Genomic DNA, 21,323 nt, shown 5'->3' with positions numbered 1-21,323 from the left:
CTCGTTGCCGACGACACTAGTCGGAAAATCAACTAGTCGCCACTCCGAATAAGTGGCATCCTTGTCTACACAGCGAGGCGGTCGGCTGGAGCCGCTCCTTCCGCAGGAGGGCCCCCCGACGCGACCATGCTGGACGGGTTGAGTCCTGGCCACCGACCGGAGAGTGAGGCAGGGATGGAGCTGTCGCGGATCGCGCCGGAGTTGCGTAAGCCGGTGCGGCGTTTCCCGGCCATACCGGTGGAGTCGGGGTTGTTCCGGCGACTGAGCCGGCTCGCCCTGCCCCTGATGAGGTCGCCCGTGACGCCGGGTGTGCTGATCGAGCAGGCCGTTCCGGGAGCGCCGGGAGTCCGGGTCCACCGGCCGGCAGAGATCAGGTCCCGGGCCGCCCTGCTGTGGATCCACGGCGGCGGGCTGGTGATGGGCGCGGCCAAGCAGGATGACCGGATGTGCGGCGCCACCGCGGCCGAGCTCGGCATGGTCGTGGTGGCGGCGGATTATCGGCTGGCGCCCGATTTCCCGTTCCTGACTCCGCTGGACGACTGCCACACCGCATGGACCTGGTTGCTGCGCAATGCGGCCCGGCTGGGTGTCGACCCGAGCCGGGTGATCGTCGGCGGTCAGAGTGCCGGGGGCGGTCTGGCGGCGGCGCTGGCACAGCGGCTGTGCGACGAGGGTGGAGTCCAGCCGGTCGCGCAGTGGCTCTTCTGCCCGATGCTCGACGACCGCACCGCAGCGCGACGCGAGTTGGACGGGATCGGGCATCGGATCTGGAACAACCGGCACAACAGATACGGCTGGGGCGCCTATCTCGGGGCCGAGCCGGGCCGGGAGAGAGCGAAGGGACCAGAGCCTGACGACGAAAAGCCAGGAGGCAGGGATCGCGAGGGCAGGGATCGCGAGGGCAGGGATCGCGAGGGCAGGGAGCCGCCACGCTATGCGGTGCCGGCCCGCCGTGAGGACCTGACCGGCCTGCCACCGGCATGGATCGGAGTCGGTGATGTGGACCTGTTCCACGACGAGGACGTGGCATATGCGGATCGGTTGCGGGCGGCCGGTGTCCCCGCCACCTTCCACGCCGTTCCCGGGGCGCCACACGGGTTCGAGGCCTGGGCGCCGAACACGACGATCAGCCGCGATTTCGTGCGCACTGGGCGGGAGTGGCTGTCCGGTTTCGCGGGATAACCAGCGGGCCAAACCCGTCGACGAGCATGGATCACCCAAGGTCATCAAGAGGTGGGAGCCCGGCTGGACTGGAATGCGGCACCGAGCCGGCGCGGCGAAAGGGCGCAACGCCGGGGCTGGCCTTCCAGGAGAGGAATGCGGCCACGGCGGTAGGACGAGCGGCCCAAAGCGGGCCGCCCGGGGATGGACGGCCCGCCTTTGTCGATCGGCCGGGAGAAAGAGCCTTCCGCCCGCGGATCAGCTGGGCCGAAAGCCGGCCAACCCACAGGCTGGCCGGGAAGAAGCCGCGTGCCCACAGGATGGCCGGGACCGAGCCGCCTACCCACAGGATGGCCGGGACCGAGCCGCCTGCCCACAGGCTGGCCGGGACAGAACCGCCTGCCCACAGGATGGCCGGGACCGAGCCGCCTGCCCACAGGATGGCCGGGACCGAGCCGCCTGCCCACAGGATGGCCGGGACCGAGCCGCCTGCCCACAGGCTGGCCGGGACAGAACCGCCTGCCCACAGGGGCCGGGACGGAGAGCCGCCTGCCCACGGACGACCAGGACACGAAGCCACCCACCCGCAGAGGCCGGGATGGAGAGCCGCCTGCCCACGGAAGCCGAGACGGGCGACCATCCGGCTGGCGGAGCGGCGTGGGACGAGTCCGGGCCGTCCGGGGATTCAGGCGGGAGGCGGGCCCGACGGCGGCGTGCCACCCGGACCACCGCTGGGCGGGGTACCACCCGCACCGCCGCCCGGGCCGCCGGGGGCGCCGCTTGGCGGGGTGCCACCAGGTTGGCCCTGGCCGCCACCGCCCGGTGGGACGGCTCCGGCGGCCGGCGTGGTGGTGGTGTCCACGCCGGCGGTGAGGGACAGGGCATAACCGCTGCTGACGTCACCGGTGACGGTGGCCAACTGTCGGACGCCTGCGTCGTCGCTGAAGACGTTGTCGGTTTGGAGGGTCAGCTGGGCCAGGTTGGTGACCGATGCCTCGTAGCCCTTCTCCTTGTAGACGATGTCGCAGTATTCCTTCGGGATGGCGACCTGCGATGTTGCGATGGCCTTCGTGGAGTCGGTGATGGCGGCCTCGTCGGGGTAGACCTCGAAGTGGATGTGCGGCCAGCGTCCGGTGTAGCAGGCCGGGAAGATGCTGGTGAACTTCACCTTTCCGGACGCGTCGGCGATCTGGACGCCGCGGAGGTAATTCTCCTCGGTGACGCCTTCGGAGTACATCGAGTAGAGGCCGGCCCGGTCGCAGTGCCAGACGTAGACGGCTACCCCGGCGAACGCGGCGCCGCCGCCGGCCAGGTCCTTGATCGTCAGTTCGAGGGTCATCGGCACGCCCTCCGCGGTTCCGGAGGGTCCGCCGAAGCTGGAGCGGATGTCGCTGCGGATGATGCCGCTCTGTTCGAGGACGTCAGGACCGTTGGAGCCGTCACCGGGATAGGGGCCGGCCGTCTCGTCCGGGATCTCGGCCGACGAAGCCGCCGAAGCCGCCGAAGCCGCCGAACCCGACGAGGCCGATGAACCCGACGACGTGCCGGAGGACGAGGACGAGGACGGTGAGGTGCAGGCGGCCAGACCCAGACCGGTCACGCCGATGCCGAAGGCTCGCAGGATCTGCCGCCGGCCCATCAGGGTGTCCAGGTCGAAGCCGAGGCCCTGGTCGAAGACCTCTTCGTCGGGATTCGGGAGTGGACGCCCCTGATAGGCCGGCTGATGCTCTTGGGTCATTCTTCCTCCGATATGCCGCTCGGTGGGTGTTACGCCACCATGCAAACACCGGAGGCTATGGATGAACTGTGCTTCAGCTGGCGGAGGCCGAGTAGCTGTTGGTCACGAAGTCCTTGCCGCCGCTCGCCGAGGTGATCTCGTAGCCGAACTGGATCGTGCTGAGGGTGACGTCGCCGTACCAGCCTCGGGAGCGGATCCAGTTGAGGACGGCGCGGATGTCGACGGTGCCGGCGTTCGTGTTGCCGGTCCGGACGAAGGAGAACACCTGGTTGGCGCCGTTGGAGCCGGAGTACACGTTCCAGCTGTGGCCGCCGACCGTGGCGGCGGTCTGGAACGAGCCGAGCGGGCCGACGGCGCCGGTCTTGTTCATCCAGAGCATGATCTCGTACCTGGTTCCGTCGGCCCAGATGTCGTAGGCCGTCGTGTACGCCCCACTGGACGGCACGGTCACGTTGAAGCTACTCGTGGCGCTGCGCAGGGCGCTGAGCCGGATGCCCACGGCACGGCTGGCGTTGGGATACGACTTGATGCCGCCGGTGTTGGGGTGGTTGGCCCAGACGCCCCAGTTGCTCGTCGAGTTGGCCCAGATGGTCTGCGGGCCGGCGCCACTGCCCCAGATGTTGTTGTAGAGCGTGTAGCCACCGCTGGACCAGTTGCCCCACTGGCCGGACGACGACCACACGGCGGCTTGCGCGGGCGCCTGCCCGAGCAGCAGCAGGACGGCGGCGAGCAGCAGGGACAGGGTGACACGGAGTCTGCGCACGGGTGCTCCTCGGGGATGTCGAAGCGCTTCGACGACCAGCCGGGGGATCGATGACCGTCGAACAAAGGGGATACCGGCACAGTAGGCCGGAATTCACCGGCTTGCAACGCGAAAGAAACCTTCGCTCCAAAATGGATCTACGGTAAAGTCGCGAGACATCGACACGGATCAGGGGGGACCTGTGGTGGACGAGACGGCTCCGCCCGGGCTGGACACGTCGACGGCGCATCCGGCCCGCCGGTACAACTACTGGCTGGGTGGCAAGGACAACTTCGCCGCCGATCGCGAGTCGGGCGACATGATCGAGCTGGCCCATCCCACGGTTCGGCTGTCGGCCCGGGAGAATCGCTCGTTCCTGCAGCGTGCGGTGCGTTTCCTCGCCGAGGAGGCGCGGGTCGACCAGTTCCTCGACATCGGCACCGGCCTGCCGACCGCCGACAACACCCACGAGGTCGCTCAGCGCCGGGTCCCGCACGCCCGGATCGTCTACGTCGACAACGATCCGATGGTCGGCGTGCACGCCCGCGCCCTGCTGTCGAGCAGCGCGGAGGGTGTCACCCGCTACCTGGAGGGCGACCTGCGCGATCCGCGGGCGATCCTCGGCCATCCGCAGCTCAAGGAGGCCCTCGATCTGGGCCGGCCGGTCGCGTTGATCCTGATCGCGGTGCTGCACTTCATCGCCGACCACGCGCAGGCCCGCGACGTCGTCCGGGAGCTGATGTCCGCCCTGCCGTCCGGCAGCTATCTGGCCGCGTCGAACTTCACGCTCGACCACAGCAGTCCGGAGACGGCGGCGGTGGCCCGCCAGATGATCGCCCAGGGCCGGTCCGACGCGCATCCGCGCACCCGCGCCGAGTTCGCCGAGTTCTTCACCGGGCTGGGCCTGATCGGGCCGGGCATCGTTCCGGTCTCCGAGTGGCTTCCCGAGGTCCCGGCCCACCAGCGACCCCCGGCGGAGCAGGTCGCGATCTACGGAGCGGTCGGCCGCAAGCCCTGACCGTCACGATCAAGACCTTTCAAGACCCGTCGAGGGTACGGCCATAGCGCACCTCGTCCAGCGGAAACCCCCGCGACGAGTCCACCTTCGACGCGCCGTCGGCCACCCAGCCCGCCGCCTCGTAGAACCGCCGCGCCGTGGCGTTGGTCTCCAGCACCCACAGCGTCGCCCGCCGGAACCCGGCCGCCGTCAGGTGCTCCACCGCCGCCGCCATCAGCTCCCGCCCGGCACCGGTGCCCTGGTGGGCCGGCAGCAGGTAGATCGCGGTGATCTCCCCCGTCGCCGTGTCCGCGCCGGGATCACGGCTCGGCTGGATCGCCACGAAGCCGGCCGGCGCTGCCGCCGCTGCCTCGGCCCAGACCAGGATGGCGGCGGGCGGCCGTAGCCCCTCCAGCCACCGCCCCCATCCCGGCTCGCGCTGCGCCGGGTCGAGCGAGTCCAGATGGTCCTGCGGGATCAGCCCGGCATAGGCCGACTGCCACGTACGGACGTGCACCTTCGCGAGAGCGGCGGCATCCCCGGGAACCGCATGACGAACCGGCATCCCGCCAAGATAGCGACGACCGGCACCGAACGACCGAGCCACGGCGAGGGGAAAGCAACGGGCGAAAGCAACGGGCGAAAGCAACGGGCGAAAGCGACCGACCCAAAAGGACCAAGCCGAAACGGGCGAAAGCGACCGGCCGCGGGCCGACGAACGCGACCGGCCGCCGCCGGAGGATGCGACCGGCCGCCGCCGACGGGAACGGGGCTCAGGAGAAGAGGGCGGCGTATCCGTTGAGGGCCGGCTGACCGCCGAGATGCGCGTAGAGCACCTTCGAGTCGCGGGCGATCTCACCCCGGCTGACCAGGTCGATCAGCCCGGCCATCGACTTGCCCTCGTACACCGGGTCGGTGACCATGCCCTCGGTGCGGGCGGCCAGCCGCATCGCGTCCAGTGTCGTCTCGTCCGGGATGCCGTAGGTGCCGGCGTGATACCGATCGTCCAGGATGATCTCGTCGTCGGTCAGCTCGCGGGCCCCAACCAGCGCGGCCGTGTCGCGGGCGATCCGGGCCACCTGCTCGTGGGTCTCGGCCGGCTTGGCTGAGCCGTCGATCCCGATCACCCGCCGCGGGCGTCCCCCGGCCGCGGCGAACCCGGCGATCATGCCGGCCTGCGTGCTCCCCGTCACCGAGCACACGATGATCGTGTCGAAGAAGACTCCGAGCTGCTCCTCCTGCGCGATCACCTCGTACGCCCAATTGGCGAACCCCAGCCCGCCGAGACGGTGATCGGACGCGCCCGCCGGAATCGCGTAGGGCGTGCCGCCGGAGGCGACGACGTCGGCGAGCGCGGCCTCCCAGCTCTCTTTGAAGCCGATGCCGAACCCGGCCTTGACCAGCCGCACGTCCGCGCCCGCGAGCCGGCTGATCAGGATGTTGCCGACCTTGTCGTAGACGCTGTCCGGCCAGTCGACCCAGCTCTCCTGCACGAGCACGCACTTGAGGCCAGTGGCGGCGGCGACCGCGGCGACCTGCCGGGTGTGGTTGGACTGCACCCCGCCGATCGACACCAGCGTGTCGGCGCCCTGCGCGATCGCGTCGGCCACCAGATATTCCAGCTTGCGGGTCTTGTTGCCGCCGTAGGCGATACCGGAGTTGCAGTCCTCCCGCTTCGCCCAGATCTCGGCTCCGCCCAGGTGACGGGTCAGGCGGTCGAGCCGGTGCACCGGCGACGGACCGAACAGCAGCGGATGGCGCGGGAAATCGGAAACACTCATGAACGCCCCTCGGTCAGCGGGTGAAGGTGGCTCCAGATCTCCGCGTTGACCGCGGTGGCACGGGCCACGTCGTGCGCGGCCAGCGCGGAGATCAGGTCGTCGTGCAGACGGACGGAACGGCCCGCCTGTGGAGACGTGAAGAGGAGACGCTCGGCACGGCGTACCAGAGAGGTGTACCTGTCGACCGTGCCCGAAGCCGCGGCGTTGCCGTAAGCGGCGAGCGGAATCGCATGCACCTCGTCGTCGGCGTCGAGGGCCCCCTCGACGTCGCCCTCGGCGACCGCGGCGGCGAACCGGGCGTTGGCCTCCCGCATCGCCGCCACCAGGTCTCCGCCGATCGTCGCGGCGACGTGGCGCACCGCGAGATCGTGCATCGCGCCGAGCACGGCCGCCGCGTCCTCGACATCCTTGGCCACCACCTCGGTCACCCGGGTGTAGCTCTGCGGCTTGGTCTCGACGAGCCCTTCGCTGGTCAGGCGCGCTATCGCGTCACGGATCGGCGCCCGCGACAGCCCCAGCCGCGCGGCCAGGTCGTCCGGGCGCAGCGCGGTCCCCGGCGCCAGTGTGCCGTCGACGATCGCGCCTCGCAGCCGCCCGTAGGCGGCATCCCTCAGCAGGTGCCGTCCGATGCTCTCCACAACTGAAATGTTAGATGCCAGCACACCGCAAAAGCCAGACCCAGGAAAAGATCAGGCCGACCGACTCCCATTCGGTACGGGCCACCAGAGAACCGTGGCTGTCCCCGCGAGGCAGGCGCGGCACCGGGCCGATCCGCGGGCGCCGGGCTGAAGCCGCTGGTCACCGGCTCCGCCGTCACCACCCGCACCAACAGGTGTGACGGTGGTTCGGGCGCCGCCTCGTCGCCCGGACCACCGTCACGGTATGGGGATTGCCGCGGGGTCAGCCCCGCTTGGTGCCCGCCTTGTGGCCGGCAGCCTCCTCAGCCGCACCCTGCTCGGCCGCGCCCTCGTCAGCCGCACCCTGCTCGTCAGCGCCCTGCTCGCCGGCGCCCTGCTCAGCGGCGCCTTCCTCGGCACCCTGCTCGTCGGCGCCCGCGTCACCGGCGCCCGCCGCGGCGGCTACCGCCTTGGCGTCGACCAGGGCCAGGCAGGACTGCAGGAACGCCTGCTGGGCGGAGGTCACAGCGGCGGCAGCGTCGGCCTGGCCGGCAGCGCCCTGCTCCTCGGCAGCGCCTTCCTCAGCGGCGCCCTCTTCGGCAGCGCCCTGCTCCTCGGCAGCGCCCTTGCCGTTGCCGTTGCCCTTGGCGTTGCCGTTGTTCTTGCCCTTCTTGCCGGCGGCCTCCTTCTTGGCCGCCTTGAGGATCTTGGTGTACTTCTTGGCGAGCGCCCGGTTCTCGGCCTTGGCGGCGGCCGGGTCCTCGGCGGCCTGCTCGGCGGCCTCGGCGGCGTCCTCGGCTCCGGCCTCACCGGCGGCAGCGGCCACGTCGGCGGCGAAGGTGTCGCACGCCGCCTCGAGGGCGACGGCCGCGTCGGCGGCGGCCTCACCGGGAGCCTGCTGCTCGACCGGAGCGAGCTCCTCGCCGTCGCAGATCACGTTCACGCCGTCGACCTGGAGCTCGGCGCACTGGGAGACGTCGAACTGCTGGCCGTTCACGGTGATCACGTCGGCGGCCTTCGCGCCGGCGCCGGCCTTCTCGGTGCTGGCGTTGGCCAGTTGGACACCGACCACGCCGCTCACCACGAGCACGCCGGCGACCACAGCCGCGCCGATCGTCTTGCGCCGGTTGTCCGGGCTGTTACGTCGGTACGAGCGCGCCCTCATAATCACTCCTCGTCGTTGAACGTCCATGCCGTCGGTCGGGGGCCATACGGGCGGCGGGCGCCGAGGGGTTCAACGACTCATGCCGGAAGCATCCCGAATCACCCCTCCGAGAAGCATCAAAATCGCAGCTCAGAGTACGTGTACGAAGTGCCCGAAAAAATATTCCGGAGCACCCCTGGAGGGTGATCCGTCGATGGTCACGCAGGGTGGACGCACACCCTCTCGGACTGTCCACTACGCACGGTCACCTGGGCGGGTGATCGTCGCGCGAGCTACGGTGGCGGTGGCCCGGTCAGCGGATCTCGATTTCCAGGAGGGAGTATCCGTAGCTGCCGACTCGCTCCGTGCCGTACACGCGAAGGTGACGGGCGACGGTTTTCTCGCTGATCTTCACCGTGCCGCCGGTTCCCGTGGTGGTCGCGTAAACGCGGCTCCACGACCTGCCGTCGGTCGAGGTCTCCACCCGATAGGCGGTTCCGTAGGCGTGTTCCCAGACCAGGACCACCTCGGAGATCTGCCAGTCGCGGCCCAGGTCGACGCGGATCCACTGGGGATCGGAGAAGCCGCTAGACCAGCGGCTCGACCGGTCGCCGTCGATGGCGTTCGCCGGTAGCCACGGGTCACCCTCGGAGGCGGACGCCGTCGCTGTGCCCTGCAATGCCAGGTTGGCGCCGGACGGGTTCGGACGGCCGGTCACGCCGGGTTTCGGGGAGGGGGCGCCCGCCGCCGGAGCACTCGCCGACGACGACGGCGACGGCAGGGCGGACGACGGCGCGGCGGGCGCGGCGGACGACGGCGCGGCGGCCGCATCGGTGACGACGGGAACGGGCTGGAACGGCTCGGAGGCCGCCGCCTCGGGTGTGGACTCCCCGGGCAGGGGCGCTGCCGCCTCGGCGGGGGCCCGGGTGCGGAAGCGGTCGGCGACGACCAGGGCGATCGGCACCGCGAGCAGCAGCACGACCCCGGCGGCGATCACGAGCCGGCGGCGGATGGCGGGACGCTTCGCGCGTACCCCCTCGGGCGGTGAAGGGCGTATGCCCTCGGGCGGTGAAGGGCGTACCGCGTCGAGTGGCGAAACGCGTACCGCGTCGGGTGGTGAAAGGGGTGTCCCCCCGGCTGGCGAGGGGGTGGAGCGGGAGCCGGCGAACCGGCTGGACCACCGCCCCGGCCGGGAATCGGGGTGTCCCGCGGGATCTGCGGCATGCGGGTGAGCCGCAGGCTGTCCGCTCGTGAGGGCTTGCGCCGCTCCCCGGACGCCGGTTCCACCGGCTGCCCGCTGTCACGCCCCTCCACGCGGTTTCCTCCCGCTCGATTCGACGGTGGCCGATCGACCGTCGCGCAGTATCTTGGCGTAGAACCGGCGCTCGGTGATGCCGTCCGGCTCGGCGCGGCGGGGCGGCAGGCCGCGGTGCAGGGCATCGACGCCACCAAAGTGAGAGCGATCACATTCATCGTGTCGCGACGGCGTCGGCGCAGGTCACGGAGGGTTTTAGTACGGATACCTTTCAGAGGGGCGGAGCCGGATGCGGACGTACCGATATCGGCTGCTGCGGACATCCTGGGGGATCTGGATCAACCTGACGGCGCGGGCGGAGGCCGGGGAACTGCCGGGCGGTGTCGTGGTGTCGCCCGGTCTGCCGGTTCGGCTGGCGTGTGTGGGGTCCGCCGCCACGTTGCTGGAGGGCGAGCGGGAGGAGCTGCGCCGTGGGCTCGCCGCGGTGGCCGCCGGGCTGCCGGGGCCGCTCACCGTCATCGTGTCGGATGTCGCCCTGGTCGAGGTCGACTTCCAGCCGGAGGGACTCGCCGTCGCCATGTGCCGATGGGCCGAGGAGGAGTTCGGGCTGACGCCGCGCGTGATCGGCGAGTCCTACGACCGTGCCACGAACCGTTACGTCTTCGACTGGGGTGCCGGGGACGGGTGAACCGGATACGGAACGGGCGCCCCGCGCCGCGCGGATCGCGCGGTGCCGGGGCGCCCGCCTCCGGTTTCTCGGGTCAGGACCCGGTGGTGATGCCCGACGTGGTGACCAGCTTGCGCACGGCGGTCCGGGCGAGCTTCTTGAAATCGTGGTCCCTCGGGTCGTCCGCGCCGACGAGAGCCACCGTCAGGGCCACGTCGCGGTAGGCAACCTGCGCGAACTTGATCTTCGCCGAGAACTCGATGCCGAAGTACTTGGCCTCCACGAGCACGGTTCCGGTGATCGACTCGTCGCCCAGCGGCGGGTTCCAGGCCAGGGGCGCGGTCGTGACCTTGACGGTCTCGACCTCGATCAGCGGGCACTCGTCCAGGACTTCCTGGATCTGGTCGATCGTCGTGAGCGCGGCGTCCTCACCGATCACGGCCAGCGCCTCGATCGCCACCGCGTTGGTCTGCTCATTGAGGAAGACGACACCGGCGGTCACCGGGACGTCGGGCTCGGCCACCGGCGCCGAGGGCGGGCCGGCCTTGACCGGGTCGGCCACGGGCGGGCTGCCCTTGACCGGATCCGCGGGAGCGGGTGCGGACGTGGCCGGCTCCTCCGCAGCGGGAATCGTCGGGCCGGAGACCGACAGAGCGTTGGTGGTCGACGTGTCGGTGTCGGTGACCGACAGGGCGGAGAGCTCGTCGGCCATGTCGCAGGGGCTGGCACCCGGCTCCTGCGAGGAGAGCACCTCGGCCAGGATCGTCTCCGTGCCGCCCAGGTCCTGCTTGACGTACCCGGCGGGCACGTCGCGCTCGGTGAGGAGCGCCTTCTCCAGTCGTCTCTGCCGATCGGGCGGCTCGGGTACGCCCGCGATCACCGGCGCCCCGGCGCTCGCCGGCGAGGGCACCCCCGCGACCGTGGTGACGCCGAGCCCCGCACAAAGAGCGAGGACGGCAGGATACGTGAACCTTCTATGTGTTATGAGAGCCATTCTTACAGGCTAGATATCATTTGTGCGCTACGACGTAATAGTGACGATTTCCAGGACGGCCGCCTCCGCCGCGACGAGCGGGGCGGCCGGTCACCGGGTACGGTGAGCGATCACTCCGTCGACCACGGTCAGCGGGACCGGGGCCTCGGCGAACTCGTCCGGACGGGCGGCCAGCGGGTCGAGACCGAAGACCGTCAGATCGGCGCGGAAGCCGGGACGGAGCCGGCCCGCCTCGCCGGTCAGTCCGGCCGCCGCGGCCGCCTCGCTGGTGTAGCCCTCCAGCGCCATCCGGGCGGTGAGCGCCTGTTCCGGCAGCACCGGCTCGACGCCCGGCTCCCCCGCGGGACGGCGCAGCCGGGCCGCCGCGACGATCGCGCGCGGGTCGAACGGCGCGATCGGCCAGTCCGAGCCGAGCGCCAGACGGGCGCCCCGATCGCGCAGGTCACGGGCCCGGAAGGCACGGTCGGCGCGACGTTTGCCGAGGCGGATCGACCAGTTGTCGCTGTGGTCGGCGCGGATGTAACCACTGCAGTGGGTGGGCTGCATGCTCGCCGTCACGTCCAGCGCGGCGAACCGCCCGACCAGCTCCGACGGCATGGTCTCCAGATGCTCGATCCGATGCGGCACCCCGGAGGCGGGCAGCCCGGCGTAGGTGTCCAGGACGTACCGGATCCCGGCGTCGCCGATGGCGTGCGTGACCAGCGGGATCCCGTGCCCGGCCAGGAGGTGCGCGGCAGCCGTGTAGTCGCGCGGGTCCGGCCAGAAGCAGGCGGTCGACTCGCCGTGCGTGTCCGGTTCGTCGAGCCAGGCGGTGCCGCCGTCGATCGTTCCGTCGATCATGAACTTGGCGCCCTCGACCCGCCAGCGGCGACCGGCGAGCCGCTGCTGCGCGATCACCGCGTCCAGCCCGTCACGGCCGGTCCCCGGCATCACGAACGGCGCGAACCGCCAGCGCACCGGCAACTCCCCGTCGTCCTCCAGGGCCCGGAACAACCGCAGCGAATCGGCCTCGAAATCCATCCCGTTCGCCGCGGTCAGGCCGCACGCCGCCATCCGCCGCAGCAGATCGGCCAGCCGGGCCCGGCGCTCGGCCGGATCGTCGGCCGGCAGCAGCGTGCGGACCAGCGCGAGGGCCTCCATCTCCAGCAGATGACCGGTCGGGACGCCGTCGGCACCGCAGACCACGCTCGCGCCGGACACGAAGGCGCGCGGGCCGTCGACCCCGGCCATGGCGAGCGCCTTCGGGCTGACCAGAGCCGCATGCGCGTCGAAGAGCAGCAGGAACACCGGGACGTCCGGGCCGACAGCCTCGACCAGGGGCGCGTGGGTGAGGGGGGCGCCCTCGAAGGCGTTCGGATCGAGACCCCAGCCCTCCAGCCATCCGCCCGGCGCCACGTCGGCGCCCCGCAAGGCCGATCTCAATTCCGCGAGGGTACGGACGGACGACAGGTCCACACCACGCGTGAGGCCGATGCCCATGACGGGGTGGAAGTGCCCGTCCACCAGGCCCGGGGTGATCGTGGCGTCACCCAGGTCGATCACCTCGGTGTGCGGGCCGCGCCAGTCGCGGGCGTCGGCACGGTCGCCGAGCGCGGTGATCACGCCGCCGGCCGTCGCGATCGCGGTCGGGGCCCGGTCACCGGACAGGGTGTGGATCCGGTCGGCCATCAGGATCAGGTCGGCGGCGCTCACGTGTGGGCCTCCTCCGTTCGGCGGTTCTCGTCGTGGAGTACCGGCACCGGCACGAGCCGGTTCACTCGGAGCCACGACGGCCCACCGGACTTGCATCGATGCGCGAAGCTGTCCTTCCCAGCTCGCACTTCCCCGGGACGGCCGTGACCACCTCGTACCCCTGCCCTCGGTGCGGCGCCGCCGCGGCCCTTCCGGACGGCTGCCCCGGCTGCGGCGCCGGCCCGGACCCCGACGCCGCCGAAGTCATCCGGCTCGACGGCGAGATCGCCGACCTCACCCGGCAACTCCACGACGCCCGCGCTCACGTCACGGCGCTCGACCGGCGGCTGCACGACGCAAGGGCCACCCGCAATCAGGCCGCTGCCCGGGTCGTCGCCCGCCGTACACCCGTGCCCGCGCCTTCTCCCGCGCCCGCGGTCTTCCCGGCGCTCGCTCCGCGGCTCTCGCCGGCGCCCGCTCCGGGGCTCTCGGCGGCGCCCGTTGAGCCCCGCCTCAGCACGCTGACCGTGCAGAACGTCCTCTTCACGCTCGGCGGGTTGCTGCTGGTGGTCGCGGCGGCCGTCTTCACCGCCGTCGCGTGGGCGCAGGTCGGCGTCACCGGGCGGGCGCTGCTGCTCGCCGGCGCCACCGTCGCGATCCTCGCGGTGCCGCCGTTCGCGGTCCGGCGCGGCCTCACCGCCGCGGCGGAGACCCTCGCAGCCGTCGGCCTGCTCATGATCCTTCTCGATGGTTTCGCGGCGTGGGCGGTCGACTTCCTGGGGGTGTGGCTCTGGGACCCCCGGGGGTACGCCGCCGCGGTCCTCGCCGTCGCCGCGGCGATCGCCCTCGGGTACTCGTCGATGACGAGACTCCGCGGGCCACGGATCGCCGGGCTGCTCATGGCCCAGCCGGTGCTCCCGCTCCTGGCCGCCGCCGGCGACGCCGGGCTCGTCGGATGGTCCCTGGCGTTCACCGGCACGGCCGCCCTGGACCTCGCCGCCCTCCGGATGCGGGCCGCCCGCTTCACCGCCGACCGGGGCGGCGTCCTCGCCTACCTGTGCGCCGGCGCCACCGGCGGCGCCGGCGCTCTCCTCGCCCTCCGCGCGGTCGCCGTCGCCACCACCCCGGCCCCGGCCGCGATCGCCGGGGCAGCGCTGCTGCTGCCCCCGATCCTGCTGCTCACCTGGACGATCCTGGTCCGGAAGCCGTTCGAGCGGTCGTTGGCGGCGGGCGTGCTGGTCGTCGCTGCCGGACTGGCGGGCGCCCGCTGGGCCTGGACCCTGCCCCTGAGCCTCCCGGGCGGCGACGGCCCGGCCGCCCGCCTCGCCGTCGTGTCCCTCGCCCTCGCCGCGGTGGCCGCCCTGCTCCCCCGAGCCCGCCCGGTCGCCGACGCCGCGCCCGTCCGCACGCCGTCCACCCCCGGCCCCTCCACCCTCCCGTCGCCGCCCGCGACCTCTTCCGCAGCCTCACCGTCCGCTGCGCCCACGCCCACCTCTCCTTCGGCTTCCCCTTCCTCTACCTCGCCGTCCGCCGCCTCTCCGTCGACCTCTCCCTCCGCCGCCGCGTCCTCGACCTCTTCTCCCTCGACCGCGTCGTCCTCGACCACTCCTTCCGCGCCCGCGTCGTCCTCTGCCTCTTCTTCCGCGGCCGCCTCGTCCTCTGCCTCTTCTTTCTCGGCAATTCCTCTGCCGGGTGGGGCGGGAGGCGGTGGGCGGCGGCTCGGGGAGGCGGCCGGGGCCGCGTGGCTGCGGCGGTGGGTGCCGGCGGAGATCGGGTTCGGGGCGTGGGCCGGGGCGCTGCTCGTAGGCGTGGCTCCGGGCATCATCGTGCTGTTCGGCTCGGTGGCGGGCGCGATCCGCAGCGTCGAGGCGGCACGGCCGGTGTTCGGCGCCCCGCTCGGCGGAGCCGTCTCCGGGGCGGGACCCGATCTGCTGATCGCCGCGGTCGTGACGGCTTTCGCGTACGCGCTGATGCTGCCCCGCCGAGCCCACACCAACCTGGGCCTGACCGCCCTCGCCGCGGTGGGCTTGATCATTCCGGGCGCCCTCGGGCTGGCATGGTGGGCCGCGACGGTCGCCGGGCTGATCGTCGCGGCGGTCGCGCTCGTGCTCGCGGGACGGTCGCGGACGATCGAGGACACCGGCTACCGGAGTGCCTTCGGTGTGGCCGGCGTGATGCATGCGGTGATCACCGGGTTCGGGAGCGCCGAGGTCATCGCCGTCGTCTGCGGGGTGATCACGGTGCTCGGGGTGGGCGCCGCTCTCGGCCTGCGGAACGCCCCGCGCAGCGTCGACGTCGGCGCCGGGGCGATGATCGCCGGGCTGCTCGCGGTGCCCGCCACCGTGTGGACGGCGCTGCACGCCGCGGACGTTCCGGTCACGTGGCGGGTGCGCGTGTCGCTCGGGGTGGCGGTGCTGCTCTGTCTCGTGGCGCACACGATCCACCGGCGGATTCCCGTCTACCGGTGGCAGGCCCTCGGCGTCGCGCTGGTCATGGCGGGGTTCACGCCGTTGTGGGCGGCGGCCGGCGAGGATCCGCTCGCGCTGTACGCGGCCGCGGCGCTCCTGCTCATCGTCGCGCTGCTGCCGATCCCGCAGGCCCGGTCCACGGCCGGAGCCGTCGCGGCCGTGCAGCCCGTGCTGGCGCTGCTCGCGTTCACCGTCACCGACCTGGCGGTCGTGCTCCTCGAACCGTGGACCGCCCTGGCGAACGTCTGGTCGGGCATCCCGCCGCAGCAGTCACCGGTCGCCTGGTCGAGTGTCGTCGCCATCGCCACGGCCGGGCTCGCCGCCTCGGCCGCCGGCGCGGTGCTCGTCCGGTCGGGTGCGTTCGGCGTCGTCGCCGGGGCCACTTCGGACTCCGCGACCATCCACTCCACACCCGGCGAGCAGGCTCCCGGCCGGACCTCGGGACCGGACGGCGCCACGACACCGGCGCAGACCCCCGGCGAGACCGCGCAGCCGGAGGCGGCCGGGGTCGCGGGTCCGGCACGGCGGGCACACGACGGGGCCACGACACCGGCGCAGACCCCCGGCGAGACCGCGCAGCCGGGGGCGGCCGGGGTCGCGGGTCCGGCACGGCGGGCACACGACGGGGCCCGGGCCGGGGTTTCGGCGTGGCGGGCGGCGGGGTGGGCTGCGGTGCCGTTCGCTGCCGTGCTCGTGCCGCTCGTCTTCGCGGCCGGTGGGCCGGCCTGGCCGGCGGTGCCGATCGCGGGACTGGTCACCGGCCTGGCCGGGCTGCTCACCCTGGCACTGACGCCGGGGCGGCGACCGGTGCACGGTTTGACGGCGGCGCTGTTCGGGGCGCTGGCGGCGGCCGGAGTGGCCGGCTCGACGGCGGGGCACGAAGCCACCATCGCGGCGTTCGTCCTGGTCCTCGCCGCGGGTGTGGCCGCGGGGCTGCTCGGGCGGGTGGAGTCCGATCGGGTCGCGGGGTGGCTCGGTGGGGCCGTTGCGGTGGTCGTCGTCGCGTACACCGTTGCTGATCTGACCGCGGTGGGGATCGCCGGGCCGCCGCTGTTCGTGCTCGCCGCCGGGGCGCTGGTGGTGGGTGTGGAGGCGGTCCTCGCGTCGCGCCGCCCCCGGGAAGCGTGGGCGCCGCTCGTCGTGGGGCATGCGTCCGCACTGCTCGCGGTCGTCCTGACGGAGACTCTGGGATGGGCCGCTCTGGTGTGCAAACTGTGGGCGCTGGTGCTCACGGTTCGCGCGCTGCGGCCGGGCGAGACCCGGCGGGGACGGTTCGGGTACGGCGTCGCCGCGGGTGTGGTGGCGCTGGTCGGCTGGTGGCTGCTGCTGTCGTCGCGGGATGTCAGGACCACCGAGGTCTACACCCTGCCGGCCGCCGCGCTCGCGGTCGTCGCCGGGTGGTTCGCCCGACGTGGGCGGCCCGAACTGCCGTCGTGGAGCGCCTACGGCGCCGCGCTCGGTGCCGCATTCCTGCCGACGCTCGCGGTCATCGCCGGCAGCACCGCCAACGAGCCGCACTACCTGCGCCGGCTGCTGCTCGGTGTGGGGGCGTTGCTCGTGCTGCTCGTCGGGGCACGGGCCCGCCTGCAGGCCCCGGTCGTCACCGGCGGCGGGACGCTGCTGCTCGTGGCCCTGCACGAGCTCATCCAGTTCTGGGACCTGCTGCCGCGCTGGGTGCCGCTGGCGGTCGGCGGCCTGCTCCTGGTCGGCATCGCCACCACCATGGAACAGCGCCGCCGCGACCTGGCCCGCCTCCGAGCCGCCATCACCCGCATGACATGACCGGCAGCCCGATCCGGCCCGCCGAAGCACGTATCGGCCGCCCGGCCCCACAGAACCAGGGGCGGGCAGCGGCACGGACGGCCTGGAACAGCACGAACGGGCAGGAAATGCACGGACGGCCGGAACTGCGGGATCCGTCAGTAGACGTCTCGGACGTAGCGCTTCTCGGTTGCCAGCTGCTTCAGGTAGGCGGTGGCGTCCTCACCGGTCAGGCGGCCGTGGTTGACGGCGATGTCGTGGAGGGCCCGGTCCACGTCGCGGGCCATGCGGCTGGCGTCGCCGCAGACGTAGAAGTGGGCGCCGGCCTGGAGCCACGCCCACAGCATGGCGCCCTTCTCGCGCATCCGGTCCTGTACGTAGACCTTCGAGCGCTGGTCTCGGGAGAACGCCACGTCGAAGCGGCTGAGGATGCCGTCGGCGCGGAGGGCCTCCAGCTCCTCGGCGTAGTAGAAGTCGGTGGCGCTGCGCTGTTCGCCGAAGAAGAGCCAGTTGCCGCCGGGGGCGCCGGTGACCTGGCGCTCGTGCAGGAAGCCGAGGAACGGGGCGACCCCGGTGCCGGGACCCACCATGATCATCGGCGTGTTGGGGTCGGCGGGGATCCGGAAATGGGGGGCCCGCTGCACGAAGACCGGGACTGGGGCTCCGGCCGGGGCGTCGGCGAGGTGGGTGGAGCAGACGCCCTTGCGGGAGCGACCACGATGGTTGTCGAAACGGACCACCGAGACGGTGAGGCTGACGAGACCCGGATCGGTGACGGGTGTGGAGCTGATCGAGTAGTGGCGGGGCTGCAGCTTCTTCAGGACGCCGGCGAGCTCCTGGGCGGAGGCGTCGATCGGGTGCTCGGCGAGGACGTCGACCGCCTGCCGGCCCCAGGTCCATTTGGCGAGCTCACCCTTGTTGTCGGCGCGCAGCAGGGTCTTCAGGTGGCCGGAGCCGCTGCGTTCGGCGACGAACCGCAGCAGGTCGGTGGTGACCCGGGTGATGTCGAGATGCCGGGTGAGCGCGTCGGCCAGTGCCACGTCACCGGCCCGGTCGAGGGTGATCGTGGTGTTCGCGGCCAGACCGGTCACGTGCAGCCATTCGGTGACCAGGTCCGCGCCGTTGACCGGCCAGACGCCGAGCGCGTCGCCGGCCCGGTAGTCGATGAGCCCGCCGGTGTCGAGGGTGAACTGCCGGACCTCCTTGGCCGAGCCGGGCCGGCTGAGCAGCCGGTTGCCGACCAGCGCCGCGGTCACCGGCGCCACCTTGGCCGCCGCGACGACGACGGAGGCGGAAGCCGACGACGAGACGGAAGCCGGACGCGAGGCTGAGGCCGAAGACGAGGCGGAGACGGAAGGCGAGGCCGAGGCGGACGGGGAGGCGGGGGCGGCAGGGCCGGAGGGAGAGGTCAGAGCGGCGAGCACGGCGGTGAGCCAGCCGTCGGCGGTTTCCTCGTAGTCCGGCTCGCAGTCGGCGCGCGGGGCCAGCCGGACGGCGCCGAGCTCGGCGAGCCGTTCGTCGAGGCGCCGCCCGTACCCGCAGAAGTCGTCGTAGTTCGAGTCGCCGAAGGCGAGGACCGCGTAACGCTGCCCGTCGAGCCGGGGTGCGCTGTCGCCGGTCAGCGAGTCCCAGAAGGTGCTTCCGTTGTCGGGCGCGTCGCCGTCGCCGAAGGTGCTGGTCACGACGAGCACGTCAGCGCCGGGATCGAGCAGGTCGGGGGCCGGGCCGTCCATGCCGAGGACGCTCACCTGCCGCCCGGTCTCGGCGAGGCGCCCGGCCACGGTCCGCGCGAAGTCCTCGGCGGTGCCGGTCTGCGATGCCCACAACACCTGCAGGCGGCCCTCCGCGGGCTTCGCTTCACGATCAGGACCCGGCGATGGTACGGGCGACAGCACTCCCGCGAGCAGCCCGTTGACCCACATGGCCGTGGCCGGGTCGAACGGGGCGCTCGCCGGGAGCGCCGCCGGTTCGGGCCGCAGCGTGGCGCCGGCGAGGAACCCGGCGAGGTAGCGCCGCTGCCCCTCGTCGAGCACGGGTGGGGCCGGGTCGAGCCCGAGCCGGGCGAGCAGGGCGTTCGCCTCGACGGAGAGGGCCGCCTCGGCGATGGAGCGCCCGCCGGGAGTGGCCGGGGGCGGGGCCGCGGAGACGCGGGTGAGGGCGACCGCGCACACCTTGAGCTCGGGCTGGAAGGAGATCGGGTCGACGGCGTCGCTGGTGACGGCGTTGACGCTGACGTACTCGCCGAACAGGTCGTTCCAGTGGATCGGGGCGAAGCAGGCACCGGGCTGGACGCGGTCGGTGACGACGGCCGGCAGGACGGCCCGGCCGCGGCGGGAGGCGATCTCCACCAGGTCGCCGGCCGCGATCTCGTACCACTCGGCGTCGATGGCGTTGATCTCGAGGAACGGTTTCGGGTTGAGCCGGTTGAGCTTGGCGATCTTCCCGGTCTTGGTCATGGTGTGCCACTGGTGCTGGAGGCGGCCGGTGTTGAGGACGAACGGGTAGTCGTCGTCGGGCATCTCGGCCGGGTCGGTGTGCGGGCGGGCGTGGAAGACGGCTCTGCCGCTGGGCGTGGCGAAGAGCAGGCCACCGTCGGCGGCGCGATAGCGGATCGGGTTCCGGTCGGGGCCCCCGGGGGCGGCGGGCCACTGGACCGGTCCGCGGGCGAGCCTCTCGTAGGTGACGCCGCGCAGGTCGTACCCCGTCTGTGGGTTGGCAAAGCTCTTGATCTCCTCGAGGATCTCCTCGGCCGAGCCGTAGGTGAAGGCCTCGCGGTAGCCCATCTCGGCCGCGACGCGGGCGATGATCTGCCAGTCGGGCAGTGCCTCGCCCGGCGCCGGGACCACCGGGTGCACGAGGGTGAGGCAACGCTCCGAATTGATCATGATGCCGTCGGCCTCGGACCACATGGCGGCGGGCAGCGCGATGTCGGCGTAGGCGTTGGTCTCGGTCTCGGCGAACGCGTCCTGGGTGACGACCAGCTCGGCGGCCTCGAGACCGGCGATGACGGTGCGCCGGTTGCCGACCGAGGCGACCGGGTTGGTGCAGATGATCCAGCAGGCCTTGATCCTCCCGGCGGCCATCTGCTCGAACATGTCGACGGTGCCCTTGCCGACCTCGGTGCGCAATGTGCCCGCCGGTACGCCCCAGACCTGCTCGGTGAACTCGCGGTCGGCCGGGACCAGCACGGACCGCTGGCCGGGCAGCCCCGGCCCCATGTAGCCCATCTCGCGGCCGCCCATCGCGTTGGGCTGGCCGGTGAGCGAGAACGGGCCGCTGCCGGTACGGGCGATCGCGCCGGTCGCCAGGTGCAGGTTGATCAGGGCGTTGGTGTTCCAGGTGCCGTGGGTGCTCTGGTTGAGGCCCATGGTCCAGAGGCTGACCCAGTTCGCGGCCGCGCCGATCCACTCGGCAGCCGTCCGGATGTCGGCCTCGGCCAGCCCGGTCAGCTCGGCGACCCGGTCCGGTGGGTAGTCGGCCAGGAGCTCCGGCATCGCCTCCCAGCCCTCGGTCCACGACGCGATGAAGTCCAGGTCCGGCGTGATCAACCCCAGCAGGCCGTTGAGCAGCGCGAGGTCGGCGCCCGGCCGGATCTGCAGGAACAGGTCGGCCTTGTCGGCGGTGGCGGTGCGCCTCGGGTCGACGACGATCAGCTTGGCGCCGGCTTTGACCCGCTCCATCATCCGCAGGAAGAGGATCGGGTGGCAGTCAGCCATGTTCGAGCCGATCACCAGGAACACGTCGGCGTGGTCGAGGTCGTCGTAGGAGCCGGGCGGCCCGTCGGCGCCGAGCGACAGCTTGTAGCCGGTGCCCGCGCTGGCCATGCACAGCCGCGAGTTGGACTCGATGTTGTTGGTCCCAATGAAGCCCTTGACCAGCTTGTTCGCCAGGTATTGAGCTTCCAGGGTCATCTGGCCGGAGACGTACATGGCGAAGGCGTCCGGGCCGTGCTCGTCGACGATCGCGCGCAGCCGGCGTGCGGTCTCGCTGATCGCGGCGTCCACACCCTGCGGTGCGGGGGCGGCCCCGCGCGCCGGACGGACCAGCGCGGTGTCCAGCCGGCCGGGCGCGGCGAGGAGCTCGGCGCTGGTGGCGCCCTTGGTGCAGAGGCGTCCCGCGTTGGCCGGGTGGTCCCGGTCGCCGCTCGCCCTGATCACCTTCAGCGGGCCGCCGTCCTGGCGCGCGACGTCGAGCACCATCCCGCAGCCGACGCCGCAGTACCCGCACACGGTTCTCACCTGGGTGACATCGGCAGCCACGGACACCCCTTCGAGTTCAGCTCGCACGTCAACCCTAGAAAGCCCCGGTTTCCACGTGGTCACTTGAA

The 21,323-nt window shown here is 72.2% G+C and carries 14 protein-coding genes; 4 read left to right on the top strand and 10 right to left on the bottom strand.

What is annotated here, in order from left to right; translation table 11 throughout:
* Window positions 1-174 precede the first annotated feature (174 nt).
* Window positions 175-1,182, top strand: a complete 1,008-nt coding sequence (locus tag ACQPZW_RS10125; protein ID WP_433794567.1) for an alpha/beta hydrolase — start codon at window positions 175-177, stop codon at window positions 1,180-1,182.
* 664 nt (window positions 1,183-1,846) lie between these two features.
* Here ACQPZW_RS10125 and ACQPZW_RS10120 read toward each other — a convergent pair.
* Together ACQPZW_RS10120 and ACQPZW_RS10115 are read right to left on the bottom strand one after the other, a co-directional pair.
* The gene (locus ACQPZW_RS10120; protein WP_433794566.1) at window positions 1,847-2,899 is read right to left on the bottom strand and encodes a 3,4-dioxygenase subunit beta; all 1,053 of its coding nucleotides are present in this window, start codon (window positions 2,897-2,899) and stop codon (window positions 1,847-1,849) included.
* A gap of 73 nt (window positions 2,900-2,972) precedes the next feature.
* Complete coding sequence (locus ACQPZW_RS10115) at window positions 2,973-3,662, bottom strand: GH12 family glycosyl hydrolase domain-containing protein (RefSeq protein WP_433794565.1); 690 nt, start codon at window positions 3,660-3,662, stop codon at window positions 2,973-2,975.
* Between the two features lie 184 nt (window positions 3,663-3,846).
* On the opposite strand from ACQPZW_RS10115, the gene ACQPZW_RS10110 reads away from it, so the two are divergent.
* Window positions 3,847-4,659: an SAM-dependent methyltransferase gene (locus tag ACQPZW_RS10110; protein ID WP_433794564.1), complete on the top strand. Its 813-nt coding sequence runs from the start codon at window positions 3,847-3,849 to the stop codon at window positions 4,657-4,659.
* 19 nt (window positions 4,660-4,678) lie between these two features.
* Here the strand turns inward: ACQPZW_RS10110 and ACQPZW_RS10105 are convergent, their stop codons facing one another.
* From ACQPZW_RS10105 to ACQPZW_RS10085, 5 genes are all read right to left on the bottom strand, one after another.
* Window positions 4,679-5,203 carry a GNAT family N-acetyltransferase gene (locus ACQPZW_RS10105; protein ID WP_433794563.1) on the bottom strand — a complete coding sequence of 175 codons (525 nt, stop codon included), beginning with the start codon at window positions 5,201-5,203 and terminating at the stop codon, window positions 4,679-4,681.
* A 208-nt stretch (window positions 5,204-5,411) separates the two neighbouring features.
* Window positions 5,412-6,419: a 1-aminocyclopropane-1-carboxylate deaminase gene (locus tag ACQPZW_RS10100; RefSeq protein ID WP_433794561.1), complete on the bottom strand. Its 1,008-nt coding sequence runs from the start codon at window positions 6,417-6,419 to the stop codon at window positions 5,412-5,414.
* Window positions 6,416-7,057 carry a GntR family transcriptional regulator gene (locus ACQPZW_RS10095; RefSeq protein WP_433794560.1) on the bottom strand — a complete coding sequence of 214 codons (642 nt, stop codon included), beginning with the start codon at window positions 7,055-7,057 and terminating at the stop codon, window positions 6,416-6,418. Before ACQPZW_RS10095 ends, ACQPZW_RS10100 begins: the two co-directional genes overlap by 4 nt.
* Before the next feature lie 262 nt (window positions 7,058-7,319).
* The gene (locus ACQPZW_RS10090; protein WP_433794559.1) at window positions 7,320-8,201 is read right to left on the bottom strand and encodes a hypothetical protein; all 882 of its coding nucleotides are present in this window, start codon (window positions 8,199-8,201) and stop codon (window positions 7,320-7,322) included.
* A gap of 292 nt (window positions 8,202-8,493) precedes the next feature.
* Window positions 8,494-9,177, bottom strand: a complete 684-nt coding sequence (locus ACQPZW_RS10085) for a discoidin domain-containing protein (RefSeq protein WP_433794558.1) — start codon at window positions 9,175-9,177, stop codon at window positions 8,494-8,496.
* A 547-nt stretch (window positions 9,178-9,724) separates the two neighbouring features.
* Here ACQPZW_RS10085 and ACQPZW_RS10080 point away from each other — a divergent pair.
* Window positions 9,725-10,123 (top strand): hypothetical protein, encoded by a 399-nt coding sequence (locus ACQPZW_RS10080; RefSeq protein ID WP_433794557.1) that lies wholly within the window; start codon window positions 9,725-9,727, stop codon window positions 10,121-10,123.
* A gap of 73 nt (window positions 10,124-10,196) precedes the next feature.
* Here ACQPZW_RS10080 and ACQPZW_RS10075 read toward each other — a convergent pair whose 3' ends face one another.
* Together ACQPZW_RS10075 and ACQPZW_RS10070 are read right to left on the bottom strand one after the other, a co-directional pair.
* Window positions 10,197-11,096: a hypothetical protein gene (locus ACQPZW_RS10075; RefSeq protein WP_433794556.1), complete on the bottom strand. Its 900-nt coding sequence runs from the start codon at window positions 11,094-11,096 to the stop codon at window positions 10,197-10,199.
* Window positions 11,097-11,186: 90 nt separating this feature from the next.
* Window positions 11,187-12,788, bottom strand: a complete 1,602-nt coding sequence (locus tag ACQPZW_RS10070; RefSeq protein WP_433794555.1) for an amidohydrolase — start codon at window positions 12,786-12,788, stop codon at window positions 11,187-11,189.
* Window positions 12,789-12,886: 98 nt separating this feature from the next.
* Between ACQPZW_RS10070 and ACQPZW_RS10065 the strand changes: the two genes are divergently transcribed.
* Window positions 12,887-17,017 carry an SCO7613 C-terminal domain-containing membrane protein gene (locus ACQPZW_RS10065; RefSeq protein ID WP_433794554.1) on the top strand — a complete coding sequence of 1,377 codons (4,131 nt, stop codon included), beginning with the start codon at window positions 12,887-12,889 and terminating at the stop codon, window positions 17,015-17,017.
* A gap of 137 nt (window positions 17,018-17,154) precedes the next feature.
* On the opposite strand, the gene ACQPZW_RS10060 is transcribed toward ACQPZW_RS10065, so the two are convergent.
* Window positions 17,155-21,255: a molybdopterin-dependent oxidoreductase gene (locus tag ACQPZW_RS10060; RefSeq protein WP_433794553.1), complete on the bottom strand. Its 4,101-nt coding sequence runs from the start codon at window positions 21,253-21,255 to the stop codon at window positions 17,155-17,157.
* Between the last annotated feature and the right edge of the window lie 68 nt (window positions 21,256-21,323).

Source organism: Actinoplanes sp. CA-252034 (genome assembly GCF_050956125.1).
Classification (GTDB): Bacteria; Actinomycetota; Actinomycetes; order Mycobacteriales; family Micromonosporaceae; genus Actinoplanes.
This window is presented reverse-complemented; position numbering and strand designations above follow the sequence as displayed.

Excerpts from the sequence above, each read along its gene's own strand:
- ACQPZW_RS10125 (WP_433794567.1), top strand. The coding sequence starts at position 175 with ATGGAGCTGTCGCGGATCGCGCCGGAGTTGCGTAAGCCGGTGCGGCGT.
- ACQPZW_RS10120 (WP_433794566.1), bottom strand. The coding sequence starts at position 2,899 with ATGACCCAAGAGCATCAGCCGGCCTATCAGGGGCGTCCACTCCCGAAT.
- ACQPZW_RS10105 (WP_433794563.1), bottom strand. The coding sequence starts at position 5,203 with ATGCCGGTTCGTCATGCGGTTCCCGGGGATGCCGCCGCTCTCGCGAAG.
- ACQPZW_RS10100 (WP_433794561.1), bottom strand. The coding sequence starts at position 6,419 with ATGAGTGTTTCCGATTTCCCGCGCCATCCGCTGCTGTTCGGTCCGTCG.
- ACQPZW_RS10090 (WP_433794559.1), bottom strand. The coding sequence starts at position 8,201 with ATGAGGGCGCGCTCGTACCGACGTAACAGCCCGGACAACCGGCGCAAG.
- ACQPZW_RS10080 (WP_433794557.1), top strand. The coding sequence starts at position 9,725 with ATGCGGACGTACCGATATCGGCTGCTGCGGACATCCTGGGGGATCTGG.
- ACQPZW_RS10075 (WP_433794556.1), bottom strand. The coding sequence starts at position 11,096 with ATGGCTCTCATAACACATAGAAGGTTCACGTATCCTGCCGTCCTCGCT.
- ACQPZW_RS10065 (WP_433794554.1), top strand. The coding sequence starts at position 12,887 with ATGCGCGAAGCTGTCCTTCCCAGCTCGCACTTCCCCGGGACGGCCGTG.